Below are 23,930 nucleotides of genomic sequence, written 5' to 3' on the forward strand. Positions count from 1 at the left end.
GCATGCATTCTCCTCCAAGCCGGCGCTCATGGGGAGGAATTGCGCCTGTGCTGGGATGGGCGCAGAGTGACCTGGAAGGAAGTGGTGGAATGGAGAAGCGATGATCCGCATCGTGAATGTGACGACGTCCTACGCGGCCAGTGTGGCCCGGCTCGGGTTCGGCCAATACGTGACCGCGCTCGGCAAGCGCCCCGAGAAGCCGCTGGAGCTCTACGAGTTCGAGAACTGCCCCTTCTGCCGCAAGGTCCGCGAGGCCCTCTGCGTGCTCGACCTGGACGCTTTCATCTACCCATGTCCCAAGGGCGGCACCCGCTTCCGCCCCCGCGCCGTGGAGCTGGGTGGCAAGCAGCAGTTCCCCTACCTCGTGGACCCGAACACCGGCCAGCGGATGTACGAGTCCAACGACATCATCCGCTACCTCTTCGAGACCTATGGTGACGGCAACGTGGCCAGGGGACTGGCGCTCGGACCGCTCACCACCGCCAGCTCCATCCTCGCGTCGTGGACGCGCGGGCTTGGCGGCTCACGGGCACAGCCGGGCCGGGCCCCGGAGAAGCCGCTGGAGCTGTGGAGCTTCGAGGCCTCCCCGTACTGCCGCATCGTCCGCGAGACGCTCTGCCGGCTGGAGTTGCCCTACCTGCTGCACAACCTGGCCAAGGGCAGCCCGCGCCGCCCGGACTTCCTCGCGCGCTCGGGGCGGATGATGGTGCCCTACCTCTCCGACCCCAACACCGGCGAGGCGATGTTCGAGTCCGCCGACATCGTCGCCTACCTTCAGAAGACGTACGGCGCTCCAGACGCGTGAGCACCAGGCCTGGTGCTCACTCGGCGGACAGTCCGCGAATGGGCGCTCGGATCTCCACGAGCACGAGGTCACACGGCACGCCGAGTGCCTCGAGCTCGTTCGCGACCCGGGCTCGCGAAGCGGCATCCAGCACGCCGTAGACGATGCGGTTGTCGGCCTCATCCTTGTCCCCGAAGTGCACCCCATTCTCGGGACGCCAGAGCCCCTGCGTCCCCAGGTAGGCATACCAGTCGGCGAGCTGAGCGAAGTCCCACCGCGCCAGGCGCACCTCGGCATGGGCCACATCGAAGAAGCCGGGCGAGACATGCGAGGCGAGCGCCGCCTTCGCCTCCTGCGCCTCCTCCGGCCGGGTGAGCATCAGGACCGGCTGGCCGTCGTCGTACAAGACACCCGCGAACCCGCCCGGCACCTCACGCGCGATGTCGGCCCAATGATCGTCTTGGGTCCTGGGCTCCGGGCGTGGCTCCAGCGTCGCGGCGAGCTCGGCCGGGAGGCTGGTCGCCGGTCCCTCGCAGTCCCGGACACGCAGGGCCGGCTCGGACAGACCCGGCTCGGGCTTGCCCTCGTCCGGCGCCGAGCAGGACACGGCCGTAGCGGCTCCGGCGGTCGCGAGGACAAGAAAGGCCAGGGTCGTGGACAGGGAACGTGGACCGCGAACCGTGTGCATCAATCACTCCCAGTGTGAGGGTGTCCGAGGTGATAGCTCAGCTCGGCCGCGGCCCGCGGTCACGCTCGAGCGGGACGCGGGCCACACTGCGAGCGTAGCGCGTCACGCTCGGCCGTGGAGAGCACCGAGACCGGGTGCTTCGGCTGGCCGCTCGCGCGGTCGAAGAACGGATGGGGCCACGTCTTGCCGCGGAGCTTCCAGCCGAGAAACTTGCGGATCATCCGCGCGAGCAGGCGCACGTTCGTCTCCACCGACCCGGGCGGCGGAGGGCCGATCGCGAACTTGCCGAGGATCCGGCCACGGGGCGCGCCGAAGACCTCGTCACACGGGCGTGCGTTCGGCGCCTGCAGGAGCAGCTCGGTGACGATTCCCACGAACGGGAGCTGCGGCGACACCGTGTTGCCGAGCGGCGTCTTGCAGCAGCTCGCGTACCAGCGATAGAGGCCCTTGGGCGTGAGGCGCACGGCGGTGACGAGCTCGAGGCCCCGATCGAACGAGAGCGTCGATGGCGCGACCTGCACGATATCCGAGCCGCCGTGCCCGTCGAGCAGCTCGGCGCGGCCGAGGTGGTGCAGGAACGCCTGACAGTCGTCGCAGTAGCAGACGACGCGGTTCACCGTGTCTGGCGCCGCATCGCGCAGCCATCCGTGTATCTTTCCGCAACGACACTGGAGTTCGACGTCGTTTCGAGACATGGGAAGCCCGCATATCACCTTGATAGGTCCTCGCGACACCGCGCTGCAGACCGCCTTCTGCGGCTGCGGCTGGAGGGGCTCGAGGTGGAGGCCTTCCAACTCGGTGCGGTGGGCTGCGTGCCCTCGCACCGCGGGCGAGGCCTGTCGCGCCGGGTGATGACGGCGGCGCTGGACGCCTGTGGAGACGCGCCGGTGCTGCTGTTCTCCCCTGTCTTCTCAGATGGCGGGGCCGCGCTCGGCTTCCGGCACGGCGGGAGTGGGATCGTGCAGGGAGAAGGAGAACGTGGCGCCTTGGCCGACCCGGCCCTCGCCGCGGACGGTGCCCCCATGGCGCCGGAGGATGCGTTGCACGGTGGCCAGGCCCACCCCGTTGCCCTCGAACTCCTGTTGGGTGTGCAGGCGCTGGAAGACGCCGAAGAGCTTGTTCTGGAAGGCCATGTCGAAGCCGGCCCCGTTGTCCCGGACGAAGTAGACGCGCCGGTCCCCGGCCTGGGTGCAGCCGAACTCGATCTCCGCCTCGGGCCGGTCGCGGGTGAACTTCCAGGCGTTGCCCAGCAGGTTCTCCAGCACGCTGCGCAGCAGATGGACATCTCCCCGATCCACCAGCCCCTCCTGGATGAGGAAGCGCACCGAGCGCTCGGGCTGGCCGTGCTGGAGCTGCTCGGCGATGGCGTGGGCCATGGCGGAGAGGTTCACCTCCGTCTCCACGAACTCGGTGCGGTTGACGCGCGAGAGGGAGAGGATGCCGTCGATGAGCTCGGACATGCGCCGGGACGCGGCTCGCATGCGCACGAGGTACTCCTGGCCGATGCCGTCCAACTGGTCACCGCAGTCCTCGGCCAGCGCCTGGGTGAAGTTGGAGATGGAGCGCAGCGGGGCACGCAGATCGTGCGCCACGGAGTAGGCGAAGGCCTCCAGCTCGCGGTTGGAGTACTCGAGCTGGGCGGTGCGCTCGGCGATGCGCTGCTCCAGTTGCGCGTTGAGCTGGCGCACCTCCTCCTCGGCGGCGCGGCGCCGGGTGATGTCGGTGACCATGGCCAGCGCACCGGTGTAGCGGCCCTGCTCGTCGTGCAGCGGGTTGGACGACATGATCGTCCAGACGGGCCGGCCCTCCTTGTGGCGCAGCTTGATGTCCACGACACCGGCGACGCCCTGGCGCCGCTGCTCGATGTTCCGGTCGGCGAGGGCACGGCTCTCCTCGTCCATGAACACGTGGAGGGGCTTGCCCAACATGTCGTCCACCGTGTAGCCGAGCATCTCCGCCATGAAGCGGTTGGCGTAGGTGGTGCGATTGCCCGTGTCGACCGTCCAGATGCCCTCCTGGGCGGCCTCCACGATGAGCTGGAACTGCTGCTCGGTGCGGCGCTGGCTGGCCTCGGCCTGACGCTGCCCGTGGGTGTTGCGCAGGGTGACCATCGCCCCCAGCAGCTTTCCCTGCTCGTCACGGATGGGCCGGGCGCTCGCATGGACGTGCTGACCGTCCGGGAGCTGGGCGTTGCGGACGAACATCTCCTCCTCGGGGGTCTCCTCGCCGTGGAGGGCGCGGTACAGCGGCAGCCGCTCGGAGGGGCACGGCGTCCGGGTGTCCGCGTAGAAGATGCCGTAGTGCTCGCTCCACTTCTCGGGCGCCGTCTCCGCCGGGCCGAAGCCGAGCAGCTTGTGGGCGTACGGGCTGAAGTAGAGAAGCTGGCCCGAGGCGTCCGCGAGAATCACTCCCTCGGAGATGCCGTCGATGATGGTGCGCAGCAGCGCCTGGTGCTGCACCTGGAAGAGTCCTTCGGTCAGCACGTTTGAGGTGGAGCTGCTGGGACTGGGCATCGCGTTCATGACTCCGGGGCTCTCCTGTCTTCTCAGTCTTCGCTGAAAGACAGTTGAAATCCTACAGCCACGGCGGATTTGGAATCCAGCCCAGCGGGCGCTCCGAGCACCTACCTGTGCGAGGCCTGGGGCCGCTGTAGGGGGCCGGGCGGAAGCGGGGCAGGCCGCGCCCTTGCCGTGGATGCGGGAGACGATCCCAGCGGCGGTGGCGGTGGCGATGGACGGAGGATGAGCCGGGTAGGCTACGGCTTGGGGATGATGATCAGATCCTCATCCTGATCCAGGCGGTACACCCCGTCGGCGTCCCGGCAGCGCTCGGCGTGCACGCGAATCTTTTCATCCAGCGTGCGCACCTCGTCCTGACTCAGGGCCGCGAGCTGCTCCGCCGTGTAACAGCCCTCGAGCACGAAGAAGCGGCAGAGCGTGTGCATCTCCTCGAAGGTCTTCGCCACGAACCCGCTCATCGTCGCGAGCACCTCGTGCGGCAGCCGCTTCTGCTGCATGGTGGTGAGCAACTGCTCGCCGAAGAGCATCGTCTCCGAGAAGTCGCGACACAGCCGGTAGGTCGGCCCCCGGCCGGCGGCCATGACGATCACGCAGTATCCGCCGGGGCGCACGAACGTGAGCAGTCTGTCGATGAACCCTCCCCAGTCGGCGAGGGGCACGTGGTACAGGACGTGCGAGCACACGACGAGCTCATACTGTTCGGGCGACTGGAAGCGCTCCAGGGGCTCGAGGAAGACTTTGGCCTTCTCGTGCTTGAACCCGGAGATCTGGTTCTGATTGGGCTCGAGCAGGGTGAGCGAGCCGAAGTGCGGCGCGAGCCGTTCGGCCACCTTGCCCGACCCCGCGCCGACGTCCAGCAGCGCGGACTGCTTCGGCAGCCGGGGGAGGATGCGCTCCTCGACGGCCTGCCCGATGTTCTCGGGGTGCCGGGCGGAGGCAGCGAGGATGCGGAATGCCGTGGCGTAGTCCCGCGGCGACATCGTGATTCCCATAGCCGACTCCTTTTTCCCTGGGGCCCTGCCCCGGCTGGTGACCCGGCACACAGGCCCACGCCAGCGCGAAGTATAGGAGGGATGGAGGCCATTCGCTCCCGGCCCATTGCGGACGTGGGCCACCAGACTGAAGGTATCGGGTGAACGACTCCGCTCTGATCCCCCTGGGAGACACCATGAGTTACGTGGATGGATTCGTTGTTCCGGTGCCCATCGCCAACAAGGACGCCTACCGGGAGCTGGCTGCCAAGACCTTGCCCCTGTTCAAGGAATATGGCGCGACCCGCGTCGTCGAGTGCTGGGGCGACGATGTGCCCGACGGAAAGGTCACCGACTTCAAAGGCGCGGTGAAGGCGGAAAACGGGGAGACGGTGGTCTTCTCGTGGATCGAGTGGCCGTCAAAGGAGGCCCGCGACGAGGGCAGCAAGAAGATGATGGAGGATCCGCGCATGAAGGCGATGGAGGGCATGCCGTTCGACGGCAAGCGCATGATCTTCGGCGGGTTCTCGGTCCTGCTCGACTCCTGAGATGGGAGCGGAGCGGGCGAACGGACTGGCTCCACGCGGAGGGAGAGACATGGAGCTCCCTCCGCGTGGGCCCTCACCTCCTCAGGGGCCCGTGAACACGCCGATGGCACCTGGCGTGGTGTCGGTGCCCTGGAAGGCCACGAGGATGCGCCGCGGGCTGCTCGAGCGGTCCACCTGGATGTCCGAGATGCGCATCCAGACCAGCTCCTCCGGAAGGACCCCCGTGCCGTACTTCCGCACCGTGGTGCCCTGCACGCGGCTCAGGCCTCCGCCCCAGCTCGCGCCCGCCCACACGCTGTTGTCGAGCGGGTCCCCCGCGACGGCCGACACGTAGCCCTTTCCATCGACGAGCTCGGTCGACAGCGTGCGCAGGCGGGCCCCATTCGCGTCGAGCAGTGCCAATCCCCTGCCCCAGCTCCCCACCCATACGCTCTGGTCGCTCATCACCGCCATGCCCGACACATTGTCGTCCACACGCTGGGCCCGGGTGGGCACGTTGGGCTCACCCACTGCGTCCGGCCAGATGTCGTAGCGGTTCCACGCATAGGAACTGCCCTCGCTCTGCGTCTGGGCCGCCCAATAATTGTAGTTGTTGGTGCCGTAGCGGAAGCGGGTGGAGCGGTTGGCGCCGCCAAACCAGACGTCTCCATTCGCGGCGACCGAGACGCCGTAATACGCGTCGGTGAGCAGCACCACGCGCGTCTGGTCCGCGTTCCACGCGTTGATGGCCGGATGCACGTGCTCCATCACTCCAGCGCAGCCGTAGTCCCAGGTTCCGGGGGCACAGCCATACCCGGCGAAGTCCGACCTGCCCCAGGCAAAGCCGTGGTTGGCGCCGAACCAGACGCTCTTCGTCCGCGAATCGTAGGCAATGCGCAGGATGTTGCAGAGCTTCTCCCGCCCGCGTGGCTCGGCGGAGACCTTGTTGGGGCCGGTGGAGAGGTCGTAATGCACCACCTGGATGCCCGTGGCCGTCAGGGTCACGCGGTCCGCGTCACCACTCTTGTAGATGCTCGCATCCGGAGTGCGGCCGACCGCGGGCGCCGCGTCCCATTCATCCTCGCACGTGGGCATGCCCGCGGCGGGCTTCTTGCCCTCGTACCCGACGAAGGCGACACCCGGGGGGCCTCCGGCGACGGAGATGACCTTCAGGTACTTCTCACCCGCGGGGGCACTCCCATCGAGCATGTAGCCGTAGGGCCGCAAGCCATCCGCCATGGTGAAGCGGCGGAACTGCGTCTGGCCGTTCTGGAGGACGAACAACCCCTCCTCACCACCGGCAACCCAGAGGTTGCCCCCTTCGTCGGCGCTCACGCCGAACACGTACCGGGGCCCTCCCTGCGCCGCGCCATGGAACGTCCAGCCGTTCCCGCTGGGAGGAGGAGGCGGCGGAGGCGGCGGCGTGCTGCCCGTCTCCACCGTCACGACGAGCTGGGGCCGCAGCGCGGTGTTGGACGCCTCCCGCGAGGAGAACGCGGTGCCATCGGTGCCCGTGGCGCTCACCGCGAGGTTCACCGTGCCATTGCCCTGAACGGCGGCGGTCACGTCCCACTCCACCCAGGTGCTCGAGGCCACCGAGGTGACGCGGGACAACAGGGACTGCGCCGCCGGTTTCGTCTGGAAGGTGAGCGTGCCCTCCTGCCAGGCCGAGCCCGTCGTGTAGACGGCGGGGCCCGTGGCGGTCGGGGCCGTGGCGTACAAGCGGAGTTTCGCGCGGCGGACGGTGCCCGTGAGCCCGCTCACCTCGAAGCGCAGGAAGGAGGTGTACTCGGGTGAGCCATCCACCTTCAGCGAGTCGGAGCTTCCGAAGTTCTGGGAGGGGTAATCCCCTTCCACCCGAGCATCGGCCACCGGGGTGAAGACACGGGTCTCCTCGAGCCCCCGGCCCTCTCGCGCGAGCCCGCTGGCCGTCTCGTCCGGTTCAATCGTATTCCCACAGTGCGTGAGCAGCCCCACCGCCGCCACGCCCATTCCCCACCTCGCCCAGTGCTTCAGCCTTCCCACGTTCAACCTCCAGCCTTCGGGACAGGCATCCCGTTGACACGGGCATGCCCTCCCGGGCTGGCACTTGCATCCGGGATGCCGGTTCCACGGACGACAAAGAGGGCAAATCCCTTCCAACCGGTGGGCAGGCCACGCAAGAACGAGCCCGGGTGGGGACCCTCGGAGGGAACCGGAATCCTGTCCGGAAGCTCAGAGCAGCTTCGCCATGATCTCGCGCTCGCGCTGCTCGAGCTTGATCGAGTCGAGCGTCCAATCGATGAGCTCATCGGCGACCGACACGTCGAGACCGAAGGCGCCGGCGGCCTCCTTCACCGACGCGCGCTCCTCGTTGGCGATCTCACCGTCGGCGCACGACACCTCGACGATCATGCGCAGGAGGGCGGCGCGCATCTCGCGGTTCTGAATCTTGCTGACGATGTCGGAGAGGCGGCCGGGCTTCTGGAATTCCCGCTCGATGAGCGCGGAGACCTCCGGGTCGCGGGGCGACAGGCCGACACCGGCCACCACGTTGTCGAGGTGCTGGCGCTCGTCCTCGGTGATACGGCCGTCGCTCGCCACCACGTTGGCCATGGCCTGCACGAACGCCATCAACTGATCCTGGGGATACTCGCCCGTCATGTCGTCTCCTTGGCGAGCGGCTGGCCAGTGACTCGCGGGCAGACGAGACGGGCCGGGCTGCTCGGCGCGGCAGGATAGTCGGCGCACCCGAGGACCGGAAACGGTTTTCACCCGGACGCGACGCCCTCGCTCAGGCCGCGCCTTCGTCGACGATCGCCTGGGTCGCGGCCTCCAGCCAGCGGCGGGTGGAGGCGACGCGCTCCCCGGCGAGCGCCTGGAGGGGCAGCAGCTTCCAACTGGTGAGGAAGCCGCTCCAGAGGATGTTGAGCCGCACCGCACGACCCTCGCCGTCCGGAGGTCCCAGCCACCGGGCCAACGGCTCGATCACCCTCTTCTGGAGAACCTCGACGGTCGCCGCGTGCGCCTCGGGGTCGGCCGCCGAGAGGATCATCATCAGCAGCGGGCCCGGTGAGTCCGGCACGTCGAAGAAGATCCCCACCATGTCCATTCCGAAGCGGCGCCGGTCTCCGTGGAGCATCGGGGTGATGTCGATCTCCTCCAACACCGCCTGGAACAGCCCCAGCTTCGAGCCGAAGTAGCGGCCGACGAGCGAGGAGTTCACCCCGGCGAGCTCCGCCACCTCGCGCACGCCGGTGTTGGCGAAGCCTCGCGTGGAGAACAGCGTGCGTGCGGCGGTGAGGATCGCCGCGCGCGTGCGATCGGCATCGCGCTGGCGCATCGCTCGCTTGGGCTCGGAAGGGCCGGACATGTACACAACCGTTTACTTACGACAGGAATTGGGCTATGTCCAGCGATGTACACGGCTGTGTACATACTCCGTGGATGTCGGGTCGAAAGGATGTACCGCAATGAGTGAGTCGAAGACGGGTGTGGCCTCTTTCTCTCCGGAAGCGCTGAGGGAGAAGTACCGGCTGGAGCGCGAGAAGCGGCTGCGTGCTGACGGCAACGCCCAGTACCGCGACCTCAGCGGGGTCTACGCGGACTTCGACAAGGATCCCTACGTCGAGCCCGGCTTCACCCGTCCGGCGCTGACGGAGCAGCTCGACGTGCTGGTCGTCGGCGGTGGCTTTGGCGGCATGTTGGCGGCGGTGCGGCTGCGCCAGGCTGGAGTCCACTCCTTCCGCATCATCGAGAAGGGCGGCGACTTCGGCGGCACCTGGTACTGGAACCGCTATCCGGGCGCCGCCTGCGACGTGGAGTCCTATATCTACATGCCGCTGCTCGAGGAGACCGGCTACATCCCCAAGGAGAAGTACGCCAAGGCACCGGAGATCTTCGCCCACTGCCAGCGGATCGGCCGGCAGTTCGACCTCTACAAGGCGGCGCTGTTCCAGACCCAGGTCGAGCAGATGGACTGGGACGAGAACACCCGGCGCTGGAACGTCACGAGCAGCCGGGGAGACAAGCTCGCGGCGCGGTTCGTGATCATCGCCGGTGGCATCATGCACAAGGCGAAGCTGCCCGGCATCCCGGGCATCGAGACCTTCAAGGGCCACAGCTTCCATACGAGCCGGTGGGACTATGCCTATACCGGCGGCGGCCCCACGGGCGGCATGACCCGGCTGGCCGACAAGCGCGTGGGCATCATCGGCACGGGCGCGACCGCGGTCCAGGTGGTCCCCCAGCTCGGTGCTTCGGCCAAACAGTTGTACGTCTTCCAGCGCACGCCCTCGGGCGTCGGGGTGCGGGCCAACCAGCCCACCGACGAGGCCTGGGTGAAGACGCTCAAGCCCGGCTGGCAGGAGGAGCGCATCCGCAACTTCACCGCGCTCGTCTCCGGTCTCGAGCAGGAGGCCGACCTGGTGCGGGACGGGTGGACCGCGCTCTTCGATGCGAGCGAGAGCCGCCGCGCCAGGAGCCCCGAGGAGGCGGCCGAGCTCCACCAGCTCTCCAACCTCCGCAAGATGGAGGAGATCCGCGCGCGGGTGGCCTCCATCGTCAAGGATCCGGTGGCGGCCGAGGCGCTCAAGCCCTACTACGATCCCCTCTGCAAGCGGCCCTGCTTCCACGACGAATACCTGGACACGTTCAACCGCCCCAACGTCCAGCTCGTGGATACCGACGGCAAGGGCGTGGAGCGCATCACGCCCAACGGCGTGGTGGTGAACGGCAAGGAGTACGAGGTCGACTGCCTCGTCTACGCCTCGGGCTTCGAGGTGACGGGCGACTACACCCGCAAGCTGGGCTTCGACATTCGCGGGCGCGGCGGCAAGTCCTTGCGCGAGAGCTGGGCCGACGGCCCCTCGACGCTCCACGGCATGACCAGCCGCGGCTATCCGAACCTCCTGATGATCAGCCTCATCCAGAGCAGCTGGGCGATCAACTTCGTCCACATCCTCGGCGAGCAGGCGCGGCACGCCGCCTACATCATCGATCAGTGCCTGAAGCGGGGCGTCGAGACGATCGAACCGACGGAGCAGGCGCAGCAGCAGTGGTGGGGAATGATCCTCGGCAGCCTCCAGAAGGGCGGCCACGTCTTCGGCGGTGCCGAATGCACGCCCGGCTACATCAACAACGAGGGCATCCAGCCTCCCCCGAGCGCGATTCGCAGCGCCGGTTACTCGGGCGGCACGCTCGAGTTCATCGACATCCTGCGGAGCTGGCGTCAGACCGATGAGCTCTCGGGCCTGGAGCTCACGCAATCCACGGCACCCCGCGCCACCGGCACGGCGTAAGCGCCTGAACCCCATCCGGAGGCCCCTCATGCACCGATTCCCCTACAAGACCCTGCTCGCCGGGCTGTTGATGGCGAGCACCCCGGCCCTCTCCGCCCCTCCCCCACCCCCGGCATACCGTCAGGAGGTGGTGGTGGCCGGCTCTCCCTTCCAGGGCGTCCATGGGCTGGCGCTCGATGGCAAGGGGCACCTGCTGGCCAGCAATCTGCTCGGCCAGTCGGTCCACTCCATCGACTTGAGCACGGGTGCGGTGAGCACCCTGGTGGGGCCTCCGCTGGGCGGCGCGGATGATGTGGCCATCGGCCCGGATGGCTCCGTCTACTGGACCGGTTTCTTCTCCGGCCGGTTGATGCGGCGCACCCCGGATGGAAAGACGCGCGTCATCGCCAAGGAGCTGCCGGGCCTCAACTCGCTGGCCTTCCGCCGCGACGGCAGGCTCTACGTCACCCAGCTCGGCCGGGGCGAGGATGCGCTGTCGGAAGTGGATCCGAGCGGGAAGAAGCCTCCTCGCCGAATCCTCTCCGGGCACGGCTTCCTCAACGGCTTCGAGTTCGGCCCGGACGACAAGTTGTACGGCCCGCTCCTGATGAAGGGGCAGATTGCCCGTGTGGATGTGGATACGGGGACCCTCGAGGCCGTGGCGCAGGGCTTCGCGATGCCGGTCGCCGCCAACTTCGACTCGCGCCGCGAGAACCTCTACGTGGTGGACTCGGCGCTGGGCCAACTCGTCCGCGTCCGGTTGCCCACGGGAGACAAGGAGGTCGTCGCGAAGCTGCCCACGGGGCTCGACAACCTGACGGTCGGCCCCGATGACCAGGTGTACGTGTCCAACATGGTGGACAACGACATCCGCGTGGTCAATCCCGCCGATGGCTCCATCCGGCCCGTGGTCGAGGCGCGCTTGACCGTGCCCTCCGGCCTCGCCGTCGCGCCGGATGATCCGGACGAGAACCTGTACGTGGCGGATGTGTATGCCCTTCGCCGGGTGGGCGGGCGTGACGGGAAGATCACCCAGACGACCCGGGTCCTCTCCAGCCGGATGACCTTCCCGATGCACGTGAGTCTGGCCGCGAAGCACGTGGTGCTGAGCAGTGCCTACCTGGGGGCCGTGCAGGTCCTGGATAGAACCTCCGGAGAGGTGCTGCGGACGATTCCCAACACGAATGGCGTCCAGGGCGCGCTCGAGCTCCCCGATGGCACGCTGCTCCTCGCCGAGGCCACCACGGGCAAGCTCGTGCGCGTGGATGCCGCCGAGCCCGCTGGGACCACGGTGCTGACCGAGGGCCTGGAGGGGCCCGTGGGGCTCGTGGCCGACACGGAGGCCGAGGAACCGGGGGTGTACGTCACGGAGGTGCGCTCGGGGCGGGTGACCCGGGTGCGCCTGTCGGATGGGGCGCGGCGCACGGTGGCCAAGGGCCTGAAGGCACCGGAGGGCATCGCCCGGCATCCCGACGGCGGATTGATCGTCGCCGAGGTGGGCCGCAAGCGGCTGGTGCGCATCGATCCGGCCACGGGACGCTCCACGGTCATCGCGAGCGGCTTGCGCATCGGGCTGCCCGAGAGCGAGGGCCTGCCGCCCGGGTACATCCCCACGGGAGTCGCCGTGGGCGGCTCGGGAACCATCTATCTGTCGTCCGATGTGGAGAGCGCGCTCTACCGGTTCGTCCCCACGTCCGGGGGAGCACGGCCATGAAGGTCCAGAACAAGATCGTCGTCGTGACCGGCGGCGGAAATGGCATGGGCCGGGAGCTCGTCCTCGCGCTTCTGTCGAGGGGCGCGAGCGTCGCCGCCGTGGACATCAACCCGTCCGCCCTCGAGGAGACCGTCAAGCTGGCGGGGATGAACCGGGCCAACCTGGCCACCTACACCGTGAACATCACGGACCGGGCCGCGGTGGAGGCGCTCCCGGAGCAGGTCATCTCCCGCTTCGGCGCGGTCGACGGCATCATCAACAACGCGGGGGTGATTCAACCCTTCGTCAAGTTGAAGGACCTCGATTACGCGGCGATCGACCGGGTGATGGACGTCAACCTGTTCGGAACGCTCTACATGATCAAGACGTTCCTGCCGCACCTGCTCGCGCGCCCGGAGGCGCACATCACGAACATCTCCAGCATGGGGGGCTTCCTGCCCGTGCCGGGACAGACCATCTACGGAGCCTCCAAGGCGGCCGTGAAGCTGCTGACGGAAGGTCTGAGCTCGGAGCTGCAGGGGACGAACGTGCGGGTCACGGTGGTCTTCCCGGGGGCCGTGGGGACGAACATCGCGGCGAACTCGGGGGTGATGGATACCTTGCAGCTCAAGGCCGGAGAGGCGCCGCCGGTCAAGATGCTGGCTCCTGACAAGGCCGCGCGGCTCATCCTCGAAGGCATCGAGAACAACCGCTACCGCGTCCTGGTGGGCTCCGACTCCAAGCTCATGGATGCCGTCTACAGACTGAACCCCCAGCGCGCGGCGCGGTTCATCCTCAATCAGATGAGCGGTTTGTTGCCACAATAGGAACGGCCCCCATGATCGACCCCAACACCCTGTCCCTGCCCGACAACGCCTCCACGTTCACCCGCCTGCGCGTGGCGACCCGGTGCCTGCAGGTGCTCCAGCACGACCCGGCGAATCCCACCTGCGGCCAGTTGCTCAACATCTGCCTGGACGGCAACGTCTACGCTTCGCTCGTCCAGCAGCTCCAGCGCAGCGAGGAGGGGCGCCGCATCCTGTCCGAGCGCCCTTCCCTGCAAGCCAGGGATCTGGATCTGGCCGCGCTCGAGCGCCTCCCGGAGGGGACACTCGGCCATGGGGTCGCGCGCTACTACCGCGACAACAAGATCTCGCCCTTCGACACGACGCTCGAGCTCAAGAACGACATCGACTACATCGGCAAGCGCTACCGCGAGACGCATGATCTGTTGCACGTGCTGACGGGCTACGCCACCGACGTGGTGGGCGAGATGGAGCTGCAGGCCTACGCCCTGGGCAACCTGGGGATCCGGACCGCGGTGCTCATCCTGGCGTTCGGCACGCTCGGACACCTCAAGACTCCGCAGGCCGGCGTCGGGCGGTCCGAGTACCTGCGGCGGCTGTGGGCCGCGTACCGCCGGGGCCGCGCGTCCCAGCAGTTCCTCGGCGTCCGGTTCGAGCACCACTGGGAGACCCCCGTGGCCACGTTGAGCGCGCGGCTGTGCGCTCCCGCGGCGCGGATGAACTGACGGAGCACGGAGGCGGGAGCTGCCACGCTCGCCTCCTCTCCAGGCATTGATTTAAGTCAATTGACTTCATCAGTCATCTGACTTAACTCTTTTCACGTGGGCTCGAGGCCGGGCTCCCCCTCCGGAGGTCAGTCATGATGAATGCCGGCAACAGTCAGCAGGTCGACCCCAAGGCGCTCCTGCCCGACAACGCATCCCTGTTCACCCGCCTGCGCGTGGCGCTCCATGCCCTGAAGAAGGTCCGGGGCGACGAGGGGAATCCCGTCTATGGCCAGGCGATCCAAGCCAGCCTGGACCTCGACGTCTATGCGTCTCTCGTCCCGAAGTTCCAGCGGAGCGAGGAGGGACGCCGCATGCTCTCCGAGCGCCCTTCCCTTCAGGCCAGGGATCTGGATCTGGCCGCGCTCGAGCGCTTGCCCGAGGGCACGCTCGGCCATGACTACGCGCGCTACTACCGCGACAACAAGATCTCGCCCTTCGAGACGACGCTCGAGCTCAAGAACGACGTCGACTTCATCACCAAGCGCTACCGCGAGACGCATGACCTGATGCACCTGGTGACGGGCTACGGCACGGACGTGGTGGGCGAGATGGAATTGCAGGCGTACGTGCTGGGCAACCTGGGGCTCCCGGCCGCGCTGCTCATCGTGTTGGTGGGCACGCTCGCACAACTCAAGGCTCCACAGTCCGGCGTCAGCCGGTCCGAGTACCTGCGGCGGGTGAAGGCCGCGTACCAGCGGGGCCGCGCGGCCCCGCTGTTCCTCGACTTCTGGTTCGAGCACCACTGGGAGACGCCCGTGGCCATGGTGAGAGCGCGGCTGTGCACCCCCGCGGCGCGGATGAACTGACGGTGCGCTGATGAGCCCGAGCAAATCCGACCGGGGCAGCGAGACCCGCGAGCTGATCATCGTCACCGCGGAGCGGCTGTTCGCCGAGCACGGCGTCGAGGCGGTCTCCAACCGCCAGGTAAGCGAGGCGGCGGGCCAGTCCAACAACTTCGCGGTGGGCTACCACTTCGGCAGCAAGGATGACCTGGTGCTGGCGATCGTGCGCCGGCACTCCGAAGCGGTTGAGCGGCGGCGGAGCGAGATGCTCGCGGAGATCAAAGGCTCGCCCGATCTGCGCGAGTGGGTGTCCTGCCTCGTGCGGCCGCTGACCGGGCATCTCGCTTCGCTGGGCAGCCCCACCTGGTACGCGCGGTTCATCGCCCAGGTGATGACCCATCCCGCTTATCGAGAGCTCGTGACCAACGAAGCGGTCTCCACGAGATCGATGCAGCAGACCATCGAAGGCACGTTCCGGCTGGTCCCGCGTCTCCCCGAGGAGGTGCGGCAGGAGCGGAGTGCCATGAGCCGGTTGATGATCGTGCACATGTGCGCCGAGCGGGAGCGCGCGCTGCACGCGGGCACCGCCCTGCCCCGCTCCACGTGGGAGTCCACCGCGGCCGGACTGGTCGACGCGCTCGTCGGCTTGTGGCTGGCCCCCGTCACCGCCCGGCGGTGACCGCGTAGGCAGTCCAGACGTTGAAAACAACCGAGAGGAATGTCGTGGTCATGGAAGAGCGCATCGTCATCGTGGGAGCCGGCCAGGCCGGTGGCGAGCTGGCCGCCGGCTTGCGAAAGCAGGGCTACAAGGGGCGCGTCCTCCTGCTGGGGGACGAGGCGCATCCGCCCTACCAGCGGCCTCCGCTCTCGAAGGGGTTCCTGCAGGGAAAGGTGGCGCTGAGCGACCTCTACCTCAAGCCGCTGGCGACCTATGAGCGCTTCGACATCGAGCTGAAGACCGGCACGCGCGCCGAGGCCATCGACCGCGCCACGCGGGAGCTCTCCCTGGGGGATGGGCGCCGGCTCGGCTACGACAAGCTCGTTCTGGCCACGGGAGGCCGGGCACGTCCCTTGAGTCTTCCCGGGCTGGAGGGTGCCCGGCCCGAGAACCTGTTCTCCCTTCGCTCCATCTCCGACGTCGAGGCGATGCGCGGGCGGTTCATCCCCGGCAACCACCTCGTCATCATCGGGGGCGGCTACGTGGGGCTCGAGGTCGCGGCCGTGGCCGTGCAGCTCGGGCTGCGGGTGACGCTGCTGGAGGCGGCGCCGCGCCTGCTCTCCCGGGTGACGGGTCCGGAGGTGTCCTCGTTCATCGAGCAGCTCCACCGCGAGCGGGGCGTGGCGTTCCGGCTCTCGTGCGAGGTGCGGGACCTGGAGCTCGACGAGGCCCGGCGCCAGGTGCGCGGGGTGAGCCTCGCCTGTCACGGCGTGCCGGAGCGGCTCGAGGCGGACCTGGTGCTGGTGGGAATCGGCCTCATCCCCAACACGGAGCTGGCCTCCGCGGCGGGCCTCGCCGTCGACAATGGCATCGTCGTGGACGAGTACGCCTGTACGGCCGATCCGGACATCCTCGCCATCGGGGACTGCGCGAATCAGCCCAGCGCCTACACGGGCGGACGCATCCGGCTCGAGTCCGTGCCCAATGCCATCGAGCATGCGCGCGTGGCGGCGGCCACCCTGATGGGCAAGCGGGAGCCCTCCGCCGCCATTCCCTGGTTCTGGTCGGATCAATACGGCTTGAAGCTGCAGATGGTGGGGCTCGCCACCGGTTACGAGCAGTGCGTTACACGGGGCTCCGCCGAGGGCAAGGAGTTCTCGGCCTTCTACCTCAAAGGCAGACGGGTCATCGCCGCGGATGTGATGGGCCGCCCCGCGGAGTTCATGGCCGCGAAACGGTTGGTCTCGAGCCGGGCGGAGGTGGACGTCACCCGGCTGGGCGACGCAGCCGTCCCCCTCAACAGCCTCGCCGCTTGAAGACAGTCCACACCCGGAAGGAACACCCAGGAGAACCCATGGCGAAGATCAAATTCATCGAGGCGGATGGGAAGGAGCACCAGGTCGAGGCGAAGGAGGGCCAGTCCGTCATGCAGGCGGCGATGGACAACCTCGTGCCAGGCATCATCGCCGAGTGCGGAGGCTTCGCGAGCTGCGCGACCTGCCACGGCTACGTCGATGAATCCTGGATGACGAAGCTCCCCCCGCCCGATGCGGCGGAAGCGGGGATGATCGAGTGCGCCTTCCACGTGAAACCCAACAGCCGGCTGACCTGTCAGCTCAAGGTGACGCCCGCGCTGGATGGACTGGTGGTCCGGCTCCCCGTCTCGCAGACGAGCGAGTGAGGACCGGTCAGGTCCCCACGCTTCTTCCTCCAACAGTCAGGGAGTTCTGAACATGAGTTCATTTAGCGGACAGAAGTTGGACAAGATTCCCGCGCACGTCCCGCCGGAGCTCGTCTACGAGTACGACAACGCCAGGGATCCGCGGCTGCTCGAGGATCCGCACGCCCGGATGCGCTCCCTCATCAAGGAGGCGCCGCCCATCTTCTTCACCCCGTTCAATGGTGGCAGTTGGGTGGTGACCCGGAAGAAGGCCATCGTGGACATCACGATGAACCCGGAGGTGTACAGCAACAGCTTCATCGGCGCCGCGGCCTCGGGGGAACACTCGGGGGAAAACAAGGAGCCGCAGCAGGGCTTCATGATGCTGCCCATCGGGGTGGATCCGCCGCGGCACACGATGTACCGGGCGCCGCTCAACCAGCCGCTGGCGGCCAAATCCGTTGCCGGACTCGAGACGGCGATCCGGACCATGACGAACGAGCTCATCGACCAGGTGCTCGGCGCGGGGCGCTGCGACTTCCTCTCGGACATCGCCGAGCCGCTGCCCGTCACGTTGTTCATGAAGCTGGCCGGCATGCCGACCAACCGCCTGGCGGAGTTCCGTCACCTGGCCACGCAGGCGACGTCCTCCACGGTGGATGCCGCGGCCCGCGCGGAGGTCTTCAAACGCATCGCGGGGATCCTGGCGGAGAGCATCAAGGCCCGGCAGGAGAAGCGCGAGGATGATCTGATCAGCCGGCTGCTCGACGTGAACCTCGACGGCCGCCATCCCACGTTCCACGAGATGTTGGGCTACAGCATCACCCTGTTCCTCGGGGGGCTGGAGACCGTGGTGAATGCCCTGAGCTTTGGTGTCCGGCACCTGGCGCGCGATCAGGAGTTGCAGGCGAAGCTCCGGGCCGACCCCAGCCTCCTGCCCGGAGCCATCGAGGAGTTGCTGCGGCTCTATGGTATCGCGTCCACGGTCCGGCGGGTGATGCGCGACGATGTCCTCCATGGCGTCCAGTTCAAGCAGGGCGACATGGTGTCGTTGCTCCTGCCCGCGGCCAACTACGACGACGAGGCGTTCCCGAATCCCGAGCAGTTCATCCTGGGCCGGAAGGAGCAGCACCAGACGTTCAACACGGGTCCGCACCGGTGCGTCGGCCTGCATCTGGCCCGCCTGGAGATGAAGGTGTTCTACGAGGAGTGGTTGAAGCGCGTCCCGCCGTTCCGGCTGGATCCCCAGGCACCGCCGAAGTTCATGGGTGGCTTCAACCTGGCGATCACGAGCCTGCCGCTGGTATGGGGCTAGCCTGAAGCCCATGCACCCCACCGAAACGCCGCGAGCCACCCGCTTCTGGCCGTTCATGTTCGCCCTCTTCGTGGGGTCGTTCATGTCCGTGCTCAGCTCCAGCACGATCACGATCGCCATTCCCGAGCTGCAGCGGCATTTCGGTGCGGAGCTCTCCCTGCTCCAGTGGACCCTGACGGGCTTCATGCTCGCCATGGGCACGAGCGCGCCGCTCACCGGCTATCTCGGTGGGCGCTTCAGTTTCAAATGGCTGTACGTGGCCACCCTGGTGGGCTTCATCCTGTCATCCGTGCTGTGTGGACTGGCCTGGGATGCGCGCTCGCTCGTGGCCTTCCGGTTCCTGCAGGGCGCGTTCTGCGGCGCCATCATGCCGGTGACCATGACGCTCATCTACCAGCTCGTTCCACGGGAGCGGCAGGCGCTGGCCGCCAGTCTCTGGAGCCTGTCGGCGAGCCTCGCTCCCGCGTTCGGGCCGACCTTCGCGGGCTGGTTGATCACCCTGGGCAACTGGCGGTGGCTGTTCTTCATCAACGTTCCGCTCGGCCTCGCCGCCGTGGGTCTGGCCGTGCGGACCATTCCCTTCTACCGCCTGCAGTCCCCCAAGGCGTTCGATCTCCCCGGACTGCTCACCGTCATCACCGGCACCCTGTCGCTCCTGATCGCCCTGAGTCAGGGAAGGGCCTGGGGGTGGACCGATGGGAAGACCGTGTCCCTGTTCCTGCTCGGGACGCTGTCGCTGATCCTCTTCGTCGTCAGGGAGTTGAAGACGCGCGCTCCGCTGCTCGACCTGCGGGTGCTCACCAACGGCCGCTATGTGGTGACGCTGATCATCTCGAGCATCATCACGATCAGCCTGTACTCGGGCGCGTTCCTCGTGCCGCTGTTCCTGCAGCAGATCCAGGGCGTGTCGCCCCTGGAGACCGGATTGATCCTCCTTCCGGCCTCCCTGGCCATGGCGCTCCTGATGCCGCTGGTCGGGCGTCTGTATGGCTCGCTCGGGCCGAGCACGCTCATGGCGGCCGGCGTCCTGCTGATCGCGGGCGGCACGTATGCATTGAGCCGCCTGACGCCGGAGGTTTCACGCTCCTACATGGTGGGGTGGATGGTGGTGCGGAACGTGGGTATCGCGCTCTCCATGATGCCGGCCAGCAACGCGGGCATGGAGCAGATTTCACGCGAGCTGACCGGCCACGCCTCCTCCATCAGCAACTGGTTGCGGAACGTGTTCGGGGCCTTCTCGATCGCCATCTTCACATCGCTCCTGTCCACCTTCACCGCCCGGGAGGCGCAGGTGCTCGTGCAGCAGGGAATGACGGAGCGCCGTCACATCGAGCTGTTCTCGTTCGTGGAGGGCATCAACGACGTCTACCTGGTGGCCACGGCCATCGCCCTGGTGGCCGTACCCCTCAGCCTGATGATCCGCAAGCAGCGGCCGGAGGTGCTCGAGGCCGCCGTGGAAGCACGATAGGGATTGGGCGGAAGCACACGAAGGGCTCAATACAGCGTCCCGCACTCGGCGATCCGCTGCACCCGGAGCGCGGCCAGCCGCTCCAGGGGTGCCGCCGCCTCCGGTCCCTCCAGCACCGCCACCGCGCGGGCAATCGCATCCAGGGTGGACATCCCGGAGGGGTGCGTGGGATCTCTCAGCCGGAGCGTCCCGGGCGCCAGGGGCGGCAGCACCAGCCGGGGGAGCGTCCGCAGCACCGGAATCCGCTGGGTCATCCGCCGCGCCTGGGACCAGCTCGCGTCCAGCACCACCAGCTGCCTCGGCGCGGGAGCGTCCGGCGGCGCGGTGGGGCCATCGGGGAAGAGCAGCCAGGTGCCGGGCTCGGAGAGCACGGCCGTGTCGAGGGGCTCGTCCAGCGAGCCATAGGTGAGCAGCCTGGAATTGGCGAGGGCCAGCGCGGCCACCCGCCCGGTGTTGCTCTTCTTCCAGGTCTCCACCACGTGCTGGAGGAGGAGCAACCGGGTGCGCGTCTCCACCCGGGGAATCTCGGCACACAGGCACAGGTGCAACGGGAGGTTGCAGCGCGGACAGCGGGGCCGGTGCGAGGAGACGCGGGGAGACATCCTCCCTCATCCTGTGCCGGTGGCCGCGGGAAGAGAAGTCTTCGTTTCCCCGCCCGCCAGCCGCTCAGTTCATGGGCCAGCGTGCGGCGATCTCCTCGCACGCCAGGTGCACGTCCCCCAGCCGCCGCTGCTGGGCCTTGGGTGCCACGAATACCTTGCCGGCGAACACGTCGAAGACACGCACCAGCCGGTGGTCCACCTCGCCCTGCTGCTTCAGGTTCTGCTCGGCGAAGAGCTGGAGCACCGTGGCGATGTACTGCCCGGAGGACTCGTCCAGCGGCGTGTGCTTGGAGAAGTAGAGCTTCAGCACGCCCGAGCGCATCACCCCGTGCCGGTCCACGCTGCGCAGGAGGATCTCCGGCCGCACGTTGATGGCCACCCCCGCCAGCGCCAGCGGCGGCAGCCCCTCGTCCGCGGGACTGGCCACCGCATGGGTCAGCGCCAGCTCGCCCGAGGCCTTGAGGAAGCGGTGGAGGGCCTCGGCGCACAGCGCCAGCCGGTGGGCGTCGAAGTCCGACTCGGGCTCGGCGTGGAGCAGTCGGTGCTGGTGGTAGCGCAGGATGGTCTCGTCCCGGCCGCCGCACAGGAACTCGATGATGGCCTGGGCGGCCTCCGGGTAACGCAGGTACTTGGGATCACACGGGTGCTTCTGGGCGTGGATGATGCGCTTGCGCAACGCGGGCCGCGCGGTGAGGTACTGGCCCAGCTTGTTGACCGAGACGCACGGATTCTCACGGAAATCAGCCACGGAAGACCCTTCCTTGCCGGTGTTCGCCATGAAGCAACACTACCGGTTGGGTCTGACATGCCCGGCCGTGGCCAGGGCCCGGGTGCACCCCCCTCGGGAAGAGGAGAAATGCCGCGGAAGACCCACCCGCGTGGGTCACCTCCCCGCCTTGAGTTTCCGGCTTGACAGGCGCCCGGGAGCGCCTCGCGGACCCTACGTGGTGGCCAGGAAGACGATGACGATGAAGAGGCCCATGCCCGCGAGGAGCATCGGGCCCACCATCACGTTCTCATCCGGGAACACCGCCAGGTCGGGCTTCGCCGGGTTGAACAGCACCTCGACCTTGTCACCTGGATTGAAGGAGGACATGGGGCGCCGGGTCGCCACGCCGAGCTCCACTGCTTCCCCATCGGGCGGCTGATAGCGCACCAGCAGCCCGTACCAGTCCTTGCGCCGGGGTGCCTTGACCTTCGCCCCTTTGCCCCTCGCCCGTTTCGTCATGGTCCCCCCGACGACCTCCGCCACCACCAGGATTCCGTGGTGTCGCATGTACAGGTGCTGCAACCACGCGAAGAGGGCGAAGGCGATCAGTCCCAGGCCCATCAGCAATGGACAGTACATGGTGCACGCTACCGGACCCGCTCGATGCGGTATTTGCGCCCCTTGATCCGGCCGTCGCGCAGCCGCTGGAACGCCACGCGCACGATGGTCTTGGAGACGGCGACGAAGGCGTGATGATCGTGGATCTCGATCTTCCCGATGTCGGTGGCGTTCAGGCCGCCGGCCTCTCCCGTCAGGGCCCCGAGGATGTCACCCGGCCGCATCTTGTCCTTGCGTCCGGCGGAGATGAAGAGCGTCTCCCAGTCCGCCGCCAGGGACGCCCCACCCTTCGCGTCCGCCGGGGGCAGCGTCTCCGCGTTCGCGCGCTCCAGCTTCACCCCGGTGGCCTCCTCGAGGAGCTCCACCTTGTGGTCCTCTCGCGGGGTGGCGAGGGCGATGGCCAGGCCTCTCCTCCCCGCGCGCCCCGTGCGGCCGATGCGATGCACGTAGGGCTCCGGCTGCGAGGGCAGATCGAAGTTGACGACGGCATCGAGCGCCTCGACGTCGATGCCGCGGCCCGCCACGTCCGTCGCGATGAGGATCCGCGTGCTGCGGTTGCGGAACTTCGCCATCACGTTGTCGCGTTCGATCTGCTCCATGTCTCCCTGGAGCCCGTCCGCGCCCACCCCGGCCTGGGACAGGGCCCGCGTCAGCTCGACGACCGTCGCCTTGAGGTTGCAGAACACGATGGCCGAGGCCGGCTGGTACTGCCGCAGGATGCGCAGCAGGAGCGCCGTCTTCTCCTCGGGCTCGCAGACGTACAGGAGCTGTTGGATGTCGGGCGCCGCCTCGGGTGCCTCCGCGATCGTCACGCGCGTGGGCTGCTTCTGGAAGGTCCGGCTCAGCCGCTCGATGTCCGGGGGGAACGTCGCCGAGAAGAGCACCGTCTGCCGCGTGGGAGGGGTCTCGCGGAGGATGCGCTCCATGTCCTCCCGGAAGCCCATGTCGAGCATCCGGTCCGCCTCATCGAGCACCACGGTGGCGAGCTGCCCCATGTCGAGGGCCTCCCGCTGGAGCAGGTCCAGGATGCGGCCCGGAGTCCCGACCGCGAGGTGGGCGCCGTTCTCGAGCGCGTTCACCTGGGGCCGGACGGGCTGGCCTCCCGCGAGTACGAGGATCTGGAGCCCGGGCAATCTCCGGCCCAGCCGGCGGATCTCCCCGGCCACCTGGGCACAGAGCTTCCCGCGTCGGACAGAGCACGAGCGCCTGGAGCCGCCGGTTCTGGAGCCGGATCTTCTCCAGGATGGGAAGCGCGAAGGCCGCGGTCTTCCCGCTCCCCGTCTTCGCCTGGCCCACGAGATCCCGGCCCTGCAACAACACCGGAATGCTCTGGGCCTGGATGGGCGTGACGGTCTGGAAGTCCAGCTCCTCGAGGACCTGCAACAGCGGCGGTGACAGCGGGAGCGCGGAGAAGTTCATCAGGGCCTCGAAGGAACGGAGGCACTGGGGTTGCCTCGGATGTGTCTGCGGCCCCTTGTAACAGCCAGGGGGAGCGGAACAAGCCCGGTGTCAATTCTCCGGGACGGTCTCGATCCGGAGCGCCTCGCGAGCGAAGCGGCTCATGCGCTCCATCAGCGGCTTCATCAGCTCGAGCGGGTGACGGCCGGACAGGTCCGCCGCCGTCTCCAGCTTCTCCTTGCAGCGCAGGTCGATGCAGAGGCTCACGCCCACCCGGCGCTTCGAGTTCACGTCCGTGGTGAGCATCCCGATCTCGTCCGCCGAGCCGTAGGAGTGGCACCAGTCACACATGCAGGAGCCCGATCCCCCGCCCTGCGAGTCCCGGCGGAAGGCGATGCCCACCGGCAGCCTGCTCCCCTGCGAAGGGAGCACCAGGAATACCCGGGTCCCGGCCGGCTCGGTCCACGCCAGGTAGTCGCGGACGAAGAGCGGGAACTGGAGGCCGGCGGGAAGCTCGAGCGTCTTCCGGTCCCTCGGGCGGAACGCTTGCAGCAGGTCTTTCTCTGAATCGATCCGGAACATGTTCAATCTCCTCGTGCGGCCCCCGCTCCCGCCAGGGGCCACCCGTGCTCTCCCTTCATAAGGGTTTCAACGGAGCAGGTGCACGCTCCCGGTTGGGATGGGCGCTCGTTGGTTCCTCTGGTGGG

At 68.0% G+C, this 23,930-nt stretch carries 23 protein-coding genes and 1 pseudogene; 12 read left to right on the forward strand and 12 right to left on the reverse strand.

All coding sequences use genetic code 11. The annotated features are described in order from the left end of the window. The first annotated feature begins 100 nt into the window (after positions 1-100). Positions 101-805 (forward strand): glutathione S-transferase N-terminal domain-containing protein, encoded by a 705-nt coding sequence (locus tag ACN28I_RS14840; protein ID WP_420942685.1) that lies wholly within the window; start codon positions 101-103, stop codon positions 803-805. A gap of 16 nt (positions 806-821) precedes the next feature. Here the strand turns inward: ACN28I_RS14840 and ACN28I_RS14845 are convergent, their stop codons facing one another. From ACN28I_RS14845 to ACN28I_RS14860, 4 genes are all read right to left on the reverse strand, one after another. Beyond that, a complete protein-coding gene (locus ACN28I_RS14845) occupies positions 822-1,391 on the reverse strand; it encodes a hypothetical protein (protein ID WP_420942686.1) in 570 nt (189 codons plus the stop codon). Between the two features lie 140 nt (positions 1,392-1,531). Beyond that, positions 1,532-2,167: a DUF6151 family protein gene (locus ACN28I_RS14850; RefSeq protein ID WP_420942687.1), complete on the reverse strand. Its 636-nt coding sequence runs from the start codon at positions 2,165-2,167 to the stop codon at positions 1,532-1,534. Positions 2,168-2,383: 216 nt separating this feature from the next. Further along, the gene (locus ACN28I_RS14855) at positions 2,384-3,994 is read right to left on the reverse strand and encodes a PAS domain S-box protein (protein WP_420942688.1); all 1,611 of its coding nucleotides are present in this window, start codon (positions 3,992-3,994) and stop codon (positions 2,384-2,386) included. 233 nt (positions 3,995-4,227) lie between these two features. Beyond that, positions 4,228-4,983: a class I SAM-dependent methyltransferase gene (locus ACN28I_RS14860; protein ID WP_420942689.1), complete on the reverse strand. Its 756-nt coding sequence runs from the start codon at positions 4,981-4,983 to the stop codon at positions 4,228-4,230. Positions 4,984-5,159: 176 nt separating this feature from the next. Between ACN28I_RS14860 and ACN28I_RS14865 the strand changes: the two genes are divergently transcribed. After that, positions 5,160-5,510: a DUF1428 domain-containing protein gene (locus ACN28I_RS14865; RefSeq protein ID WP_420942690.1), complete on the forward strand. Its 351-nt coding sequence runs from the start codon at positions 5,160-5,162 to the stop codon at positions 5,508-5,510. 81 nt (positions 5,511-5,591) lie between these two features. Here ACN28I_RS14865 and ACN28I_RS14870 read toward each other — a convergent pair whose 3' ends face one another. The 3 genes from ACN28I_RS14870 to ACN28I_RS14880 form a co-directional block, all read right to left on the reverse strand. Continuing rightward, complete coding sequence (locus ACN28I_RS14870; protein WP_420942691.1) at positions 5,592-7,514, reverse strand: DUF7594 domain-containing protein; 1,923 nt, start codon at positions 7,512-7,514, stop codon at positions 5,592-5,594. A 189-nt stretch (positions 7,515-7,703) separates the two neighbouring features. Then, positions 7,704-8,132, reverse strand: coding sequence for a DUF533 domain-containing protein (locus tag ACN28I_RS14875; RefSeq protein ID WP_420942692.1), 429 nt, complete (start codon positions 8,130-8,132; stop codon positions 7,704-7,706). Positions 8,133-8,262: 130 nt separating this feature from the next. Continuing rightward, positions 8,263-8,841, reverse strand: coding sequence for a TetR/AcrR family transcriptional regulator (locus ACN28I_RS14880; RefSeq protein ID WP_420942693.1), 579 nt, complete (start codon positions 8,839-8,841; stop codon positions 8,263-8,265). A gap of 100 nt (positions 8,842-8,941) precedes the next feature. On the opposite strand from ACN28I_RS14880, the gene ACN28I_RS14885 reads away from it, so the two are divergent. From ACN28I_RS14885 to ACN28I_RS14930, 10 genes are all read left to right on the forward strand, one after another. Continuing rightward, positions 8,942-10,768 (forward strand): flavin-containing monooxygenase, encoded by a 1,827-nt coding sequence (locus tag ACN28I_RS14885; protein WP_420942694.1) that lies wholly within the window; start codon positions 8,942-8,944, stop codon positions 10,766-10,768. Between the two features lie 28 nt (positions 10,769-10,796). Beyond that, on the forward strand, positions 10,797-12,461 hold the full coding sequence (locus ACN28I_RS14890; RefSeq protein ID WP_420942695.1) for a gluconolaconase: 1,665 nt from the start codon (positions 10,797-10,799) through the stop codon (positions 12,459-12,461). After that, positions 12,458-13,267 (forward strand): SDR family NAD(P)-dependent oxidoreductase, encoded by an 810-nt coding sequence (locus ACN28I_RS14895; protein ID WP_420942696.1) that lies wholly within the window; start codon positions 12,458-12,460, stop codon positions 13,265-13,267. Before ACN28I_RS14890 ends, ACN28I_RS14895 begins: the two co-directional genes overlap by 4 nt. Positions 13,268-13,278: 11 nt before the next feature. Next, positions 13,279-13,971 (forward strand): Coq4 family protein, encoded by a 693-nt coding sequence (locus ACN28I_RS14900; protein ID WP_420942697.1) that lies wholly within the window; start codon positions 13,279-13,281, stop codon positions 13,969-13,971. A gap of 134 nt (positions 13,972-14,105) precedes the next feature. Continuing rightward, on the forward strand, positions 14,106-14,819 hold the full coding sequence (locus tag ACN28I_RS14905) for a Coq4 family protein (RefSeq protein WP_420942698.1): 714 nt from the start codon (positions 14,106-14,108) through the stop codon (positions 14,817-14,819). Positions 14,820-14,829: 10 nt separating this feature from the next. Beyond that, a complete protein-coding gene (locus ACN28I_RS14910; protein WP_420942699.1) occupies positions 14,830-15,474 on the forward strand; it encodes a TetR/AcrR family transcriptional regulator in 645 nt (214 codons plus the stop codon). Positions 15,475-15,524: 50 nt separating this feature from the next. Continuing rightward, positions 15,525-16,769 carry an NAD(P)/FAD-dependent oxidoreductase gene (locus ACN28I_RS14915; protein WP_420942700.1) on the forward strand — a complete coding sequence of 415 codons (1,245 nt, stop codon included), beginning with the start codon at positions 15,525-15,527 and terminating at the stop codon, positions 16,767-16,769. A 38-nt stretch (positions 16,770-16,807) separates the two neighbouring features. After that, positions 16,808-17,134, forward strand: a complete 327-nt coding sequence (locus ACN28I_RS14920; protein WP_420942701.1) for a 2Fe-2S iron-sulfur cluster-binding protein — start codon at positions 16,808-16,810, stop codon at positions 17,132-17,134. Between the two features lie 52 nt (positions 17,135-17,186). Next, complete coding sequence (locus ACN28I_RS14925) at positions 17,187-18,428, forward strand: cytochrome P450 (RefSeq protein WP_420942702.1); 1,242 nt, start codon at positions 17,187-17,189, stop codon at positions 18,426-18,428. Between the two features lie 10 nt (positions 18,429-18,438). Continuing rightward, positions 18,439-19,896 (forward strand): DHA2 family efflux MFS transporter permease subunit, encoded by a 1,458-nt coding sequence (locus ACN28I_RS14930; RefSeq protein ID WP_420942703.1) that lies wholly within the window; start codon positions 18,439-18,441, stop codon positions 19,894-19,896. 26 nt (positions 19,897-19,922) lie between these two features. Here the strand turns inward: ACN28I_RS14930 and ACN28I_RS14935 are convergent, their stop codons facing one another. The 5 genes and pseudogenes from ACN28I_RS14935 to ACN28I_RS14955 all read right to left on the reverse strand — a co-directional run bounded on the left by ACN28I_RS14935 (position 19,923) and on the right by ACN28I_RS14955 (position 23,805). Beyond that, entirely contained in the window at positions 19,923-20,498 is a 576-nt protein-coding gene (locus ACN28I_RS14935) for a tRNA-uridine aminocarboxypropyltransferase (protein WP_420942704.1), read from the reverse strand. Positions 20,499-20,562: 64 nt separating this feature from the next. Further along, positions 20,563-21,246 carry a hypothetical protein gene (locus tag ACN28I_RS14940; protein ID WP_420942705.1) on the reverse strand — a complete coding sequence of 228 codons (684 nt, stop codon included), beginning with the start codon at positions 21,244-21,246 and terminating at the stop codon, positions 20,563-20,565. 192 nt (positions 21,247-21,438) lie between these two features. Next, positions 21,439-21,846, reverse strand: coding sequence for a DUF3592 domain-containing protein (locus ACN28I_RS14945; protein ID WP_420942706.1), 408 nt, complete (start codon positions 21,844-21,846; stop codon positions 21,439-21,441). Positions 21,847-21,854: 8 nt separating this feature from the next. After that, positions 21,855-23,244, reverse strand: a pseudogene (gene dbpA, locus ACN28I_RS14950) (ATP-dependent RNA helicase DbpA). Positions 23,245-23,334: 90 nt separating this feature from the next. Continuing rightward, a complete protein-coding gene (locus ACN28I_RS14955; protein ID WP_420942707.1) occupies positions 23,335-23,805 on the reverse strand; it encodes an FBP domain-containing protein in 471 nt (156 codons plus the stop codon). Between the last annotated feature and the right edge of the window lie 125 nt (positions 23,806-23,930).

Origin of the sequence: Archangium gephyra (assembly GCF_049060025.1) — a bacterium.
Taxonomy (GTDB): Bacteria; Myxococcota; Myxococcia; order Myxococcales; family Myxococcaceae; genus Archangium; species Archangium gephyra_A.

Coding starts and splice junctions, on each gene's coding strand:
- ACN28I_RS14900 (WP_420942697.1), top strand. CDS start 13,279: ATGATCGACCCCAACACCCTGTCCCTGCCCGACAACGCCTCCACGTTC.
- ACN28I_RS14935 (WP_420942704.1), bottom strand. CDS start 20,498: ATGTCTCCCCGCGTCTCCTCGCACCGGCCCCGCTGTCCGCGCTGCAAC.
- ACN28I_RS14880 (WP_420942693.1), bottom strand. CDS start 8,841: ATGTCCGGCCCTTCCGAGCCCAAGCGAGCGATGCGCCAGCGCGATGCC.
- ACN28I_RS14910 (WP_420942699.1), top strand. CDS start 14,830: ATGAGCCCGAGCAAATCCGACCGGGGCAGCGAGACCCGCGAGCTGATC.
- ACN28I_RS14840 (WP_420942685.1), top strand. CDS start 101: ATGATCCGCATCGTGAATGTGACGACGTCCTACGCGGCCAGTGTGGCC.
- ACN28I_RS14890 (WP_420942695.1), top strand. CDS start 10,797: ATGCACCGATTCCCCTACAAGACCCTGCTCGCCGGGCTGTTGATGGCG.
- ACN28I_RS14945 (WP_420942706.1), bottom strand. CDS start 21,846: ATGTACTGTCCATTGCTGATGGGCCTGGGACTGATCGCCTTCGCCCTC.
- ACN28I_RS14915 (WP_420942700.1), top strand. CDS start 15,525: ATGGAAGAGCGCATCGTCATCGTGGGAGCCGGCCAGGCCGGTGGCGAG.
- ACN28I_RS14855 (WP_420942688.1), bottom strand. CDS start 3,994: ATGAACGCGATGCCCAGTCCCAGCAGCTCCACCTCAAACGTGCTGACC.
- ACN28I_RS14865 (WP_420942690.1), top strand. CDS start 5,160: ATGAGTTACGTGGATGGATTCGTTGTTCCGGTGCCCATCGCCAACAAG.
- ACN28I_RS14925 (WP_420942702.1), top strand. CDS start 17,187: ATGAGTTCATTTAGCGGACAGAAGTTGGACAAGATTCCCGCGCACGTC.
- ACN28I_RS14955 (WP_420942707.1), bottom strand. CDS start 23,805: ATGTTCCGGATCGATTCAGAGAAAGACCTGCTGCAAGCGTTCCGCCCG.
- ACN28I_RS14930 (WP_420942703.1), top strand. CDS start 18,439: ATGCACCCCACCGAAACGCCGCGAGCCACCCGCTTCTGGCCGTTCATG.
- ACN28I_RS14860 (WP_420942689.1), bottom strand. CDS start 4,983: ATGGGAATCACGATGTCGCCGCGGGACTACGCCACGGCATTCCGCATC.
- ACN28I_RS14905 (WP_420942698.1), top strand. CDS start 14,106: ATGATGAATGCCGGCAACAGTCAGCAGGTCGACCCCAAGGCGCTCCTG.
- ACN28I_RS14895 (WP_420942696.1), top strand. CDS start 12,458: ATGAAGGTCCAGAACAAGATCGTCGTCGTGACCGGCGGCGGAAATGGC.
- ACN28I_RS14920 (WP_420942701.1), top strand. CDS start 16,808: ATGGCGAAGATCAAATTCATCGAGGCGGATGGGAAGGAGCACCAGGTC.
- ACN28I_RS14885 (WP_420942694.1), top strand. CDS start 8,942: ATGAGTGAGTCGAAGACGGGTGTGGCCTCTTTCTCTCCGGAAGCGCTG.
- ACN28I_RS14850 (WP_420942687.1), bottom strand. CDS start 2,167: ATGTCTCGAAACGACGTCGAACTCCAGTGTCGTTGCGGAAAGATACAC.
- ACN28I_RS14875 (WP_420942692.1), bottom strand. CDS start 8,132: ATGACGGGCGAGTATCCCCAGGATCAGTTGATGGCGTTCGTGCAGGCC.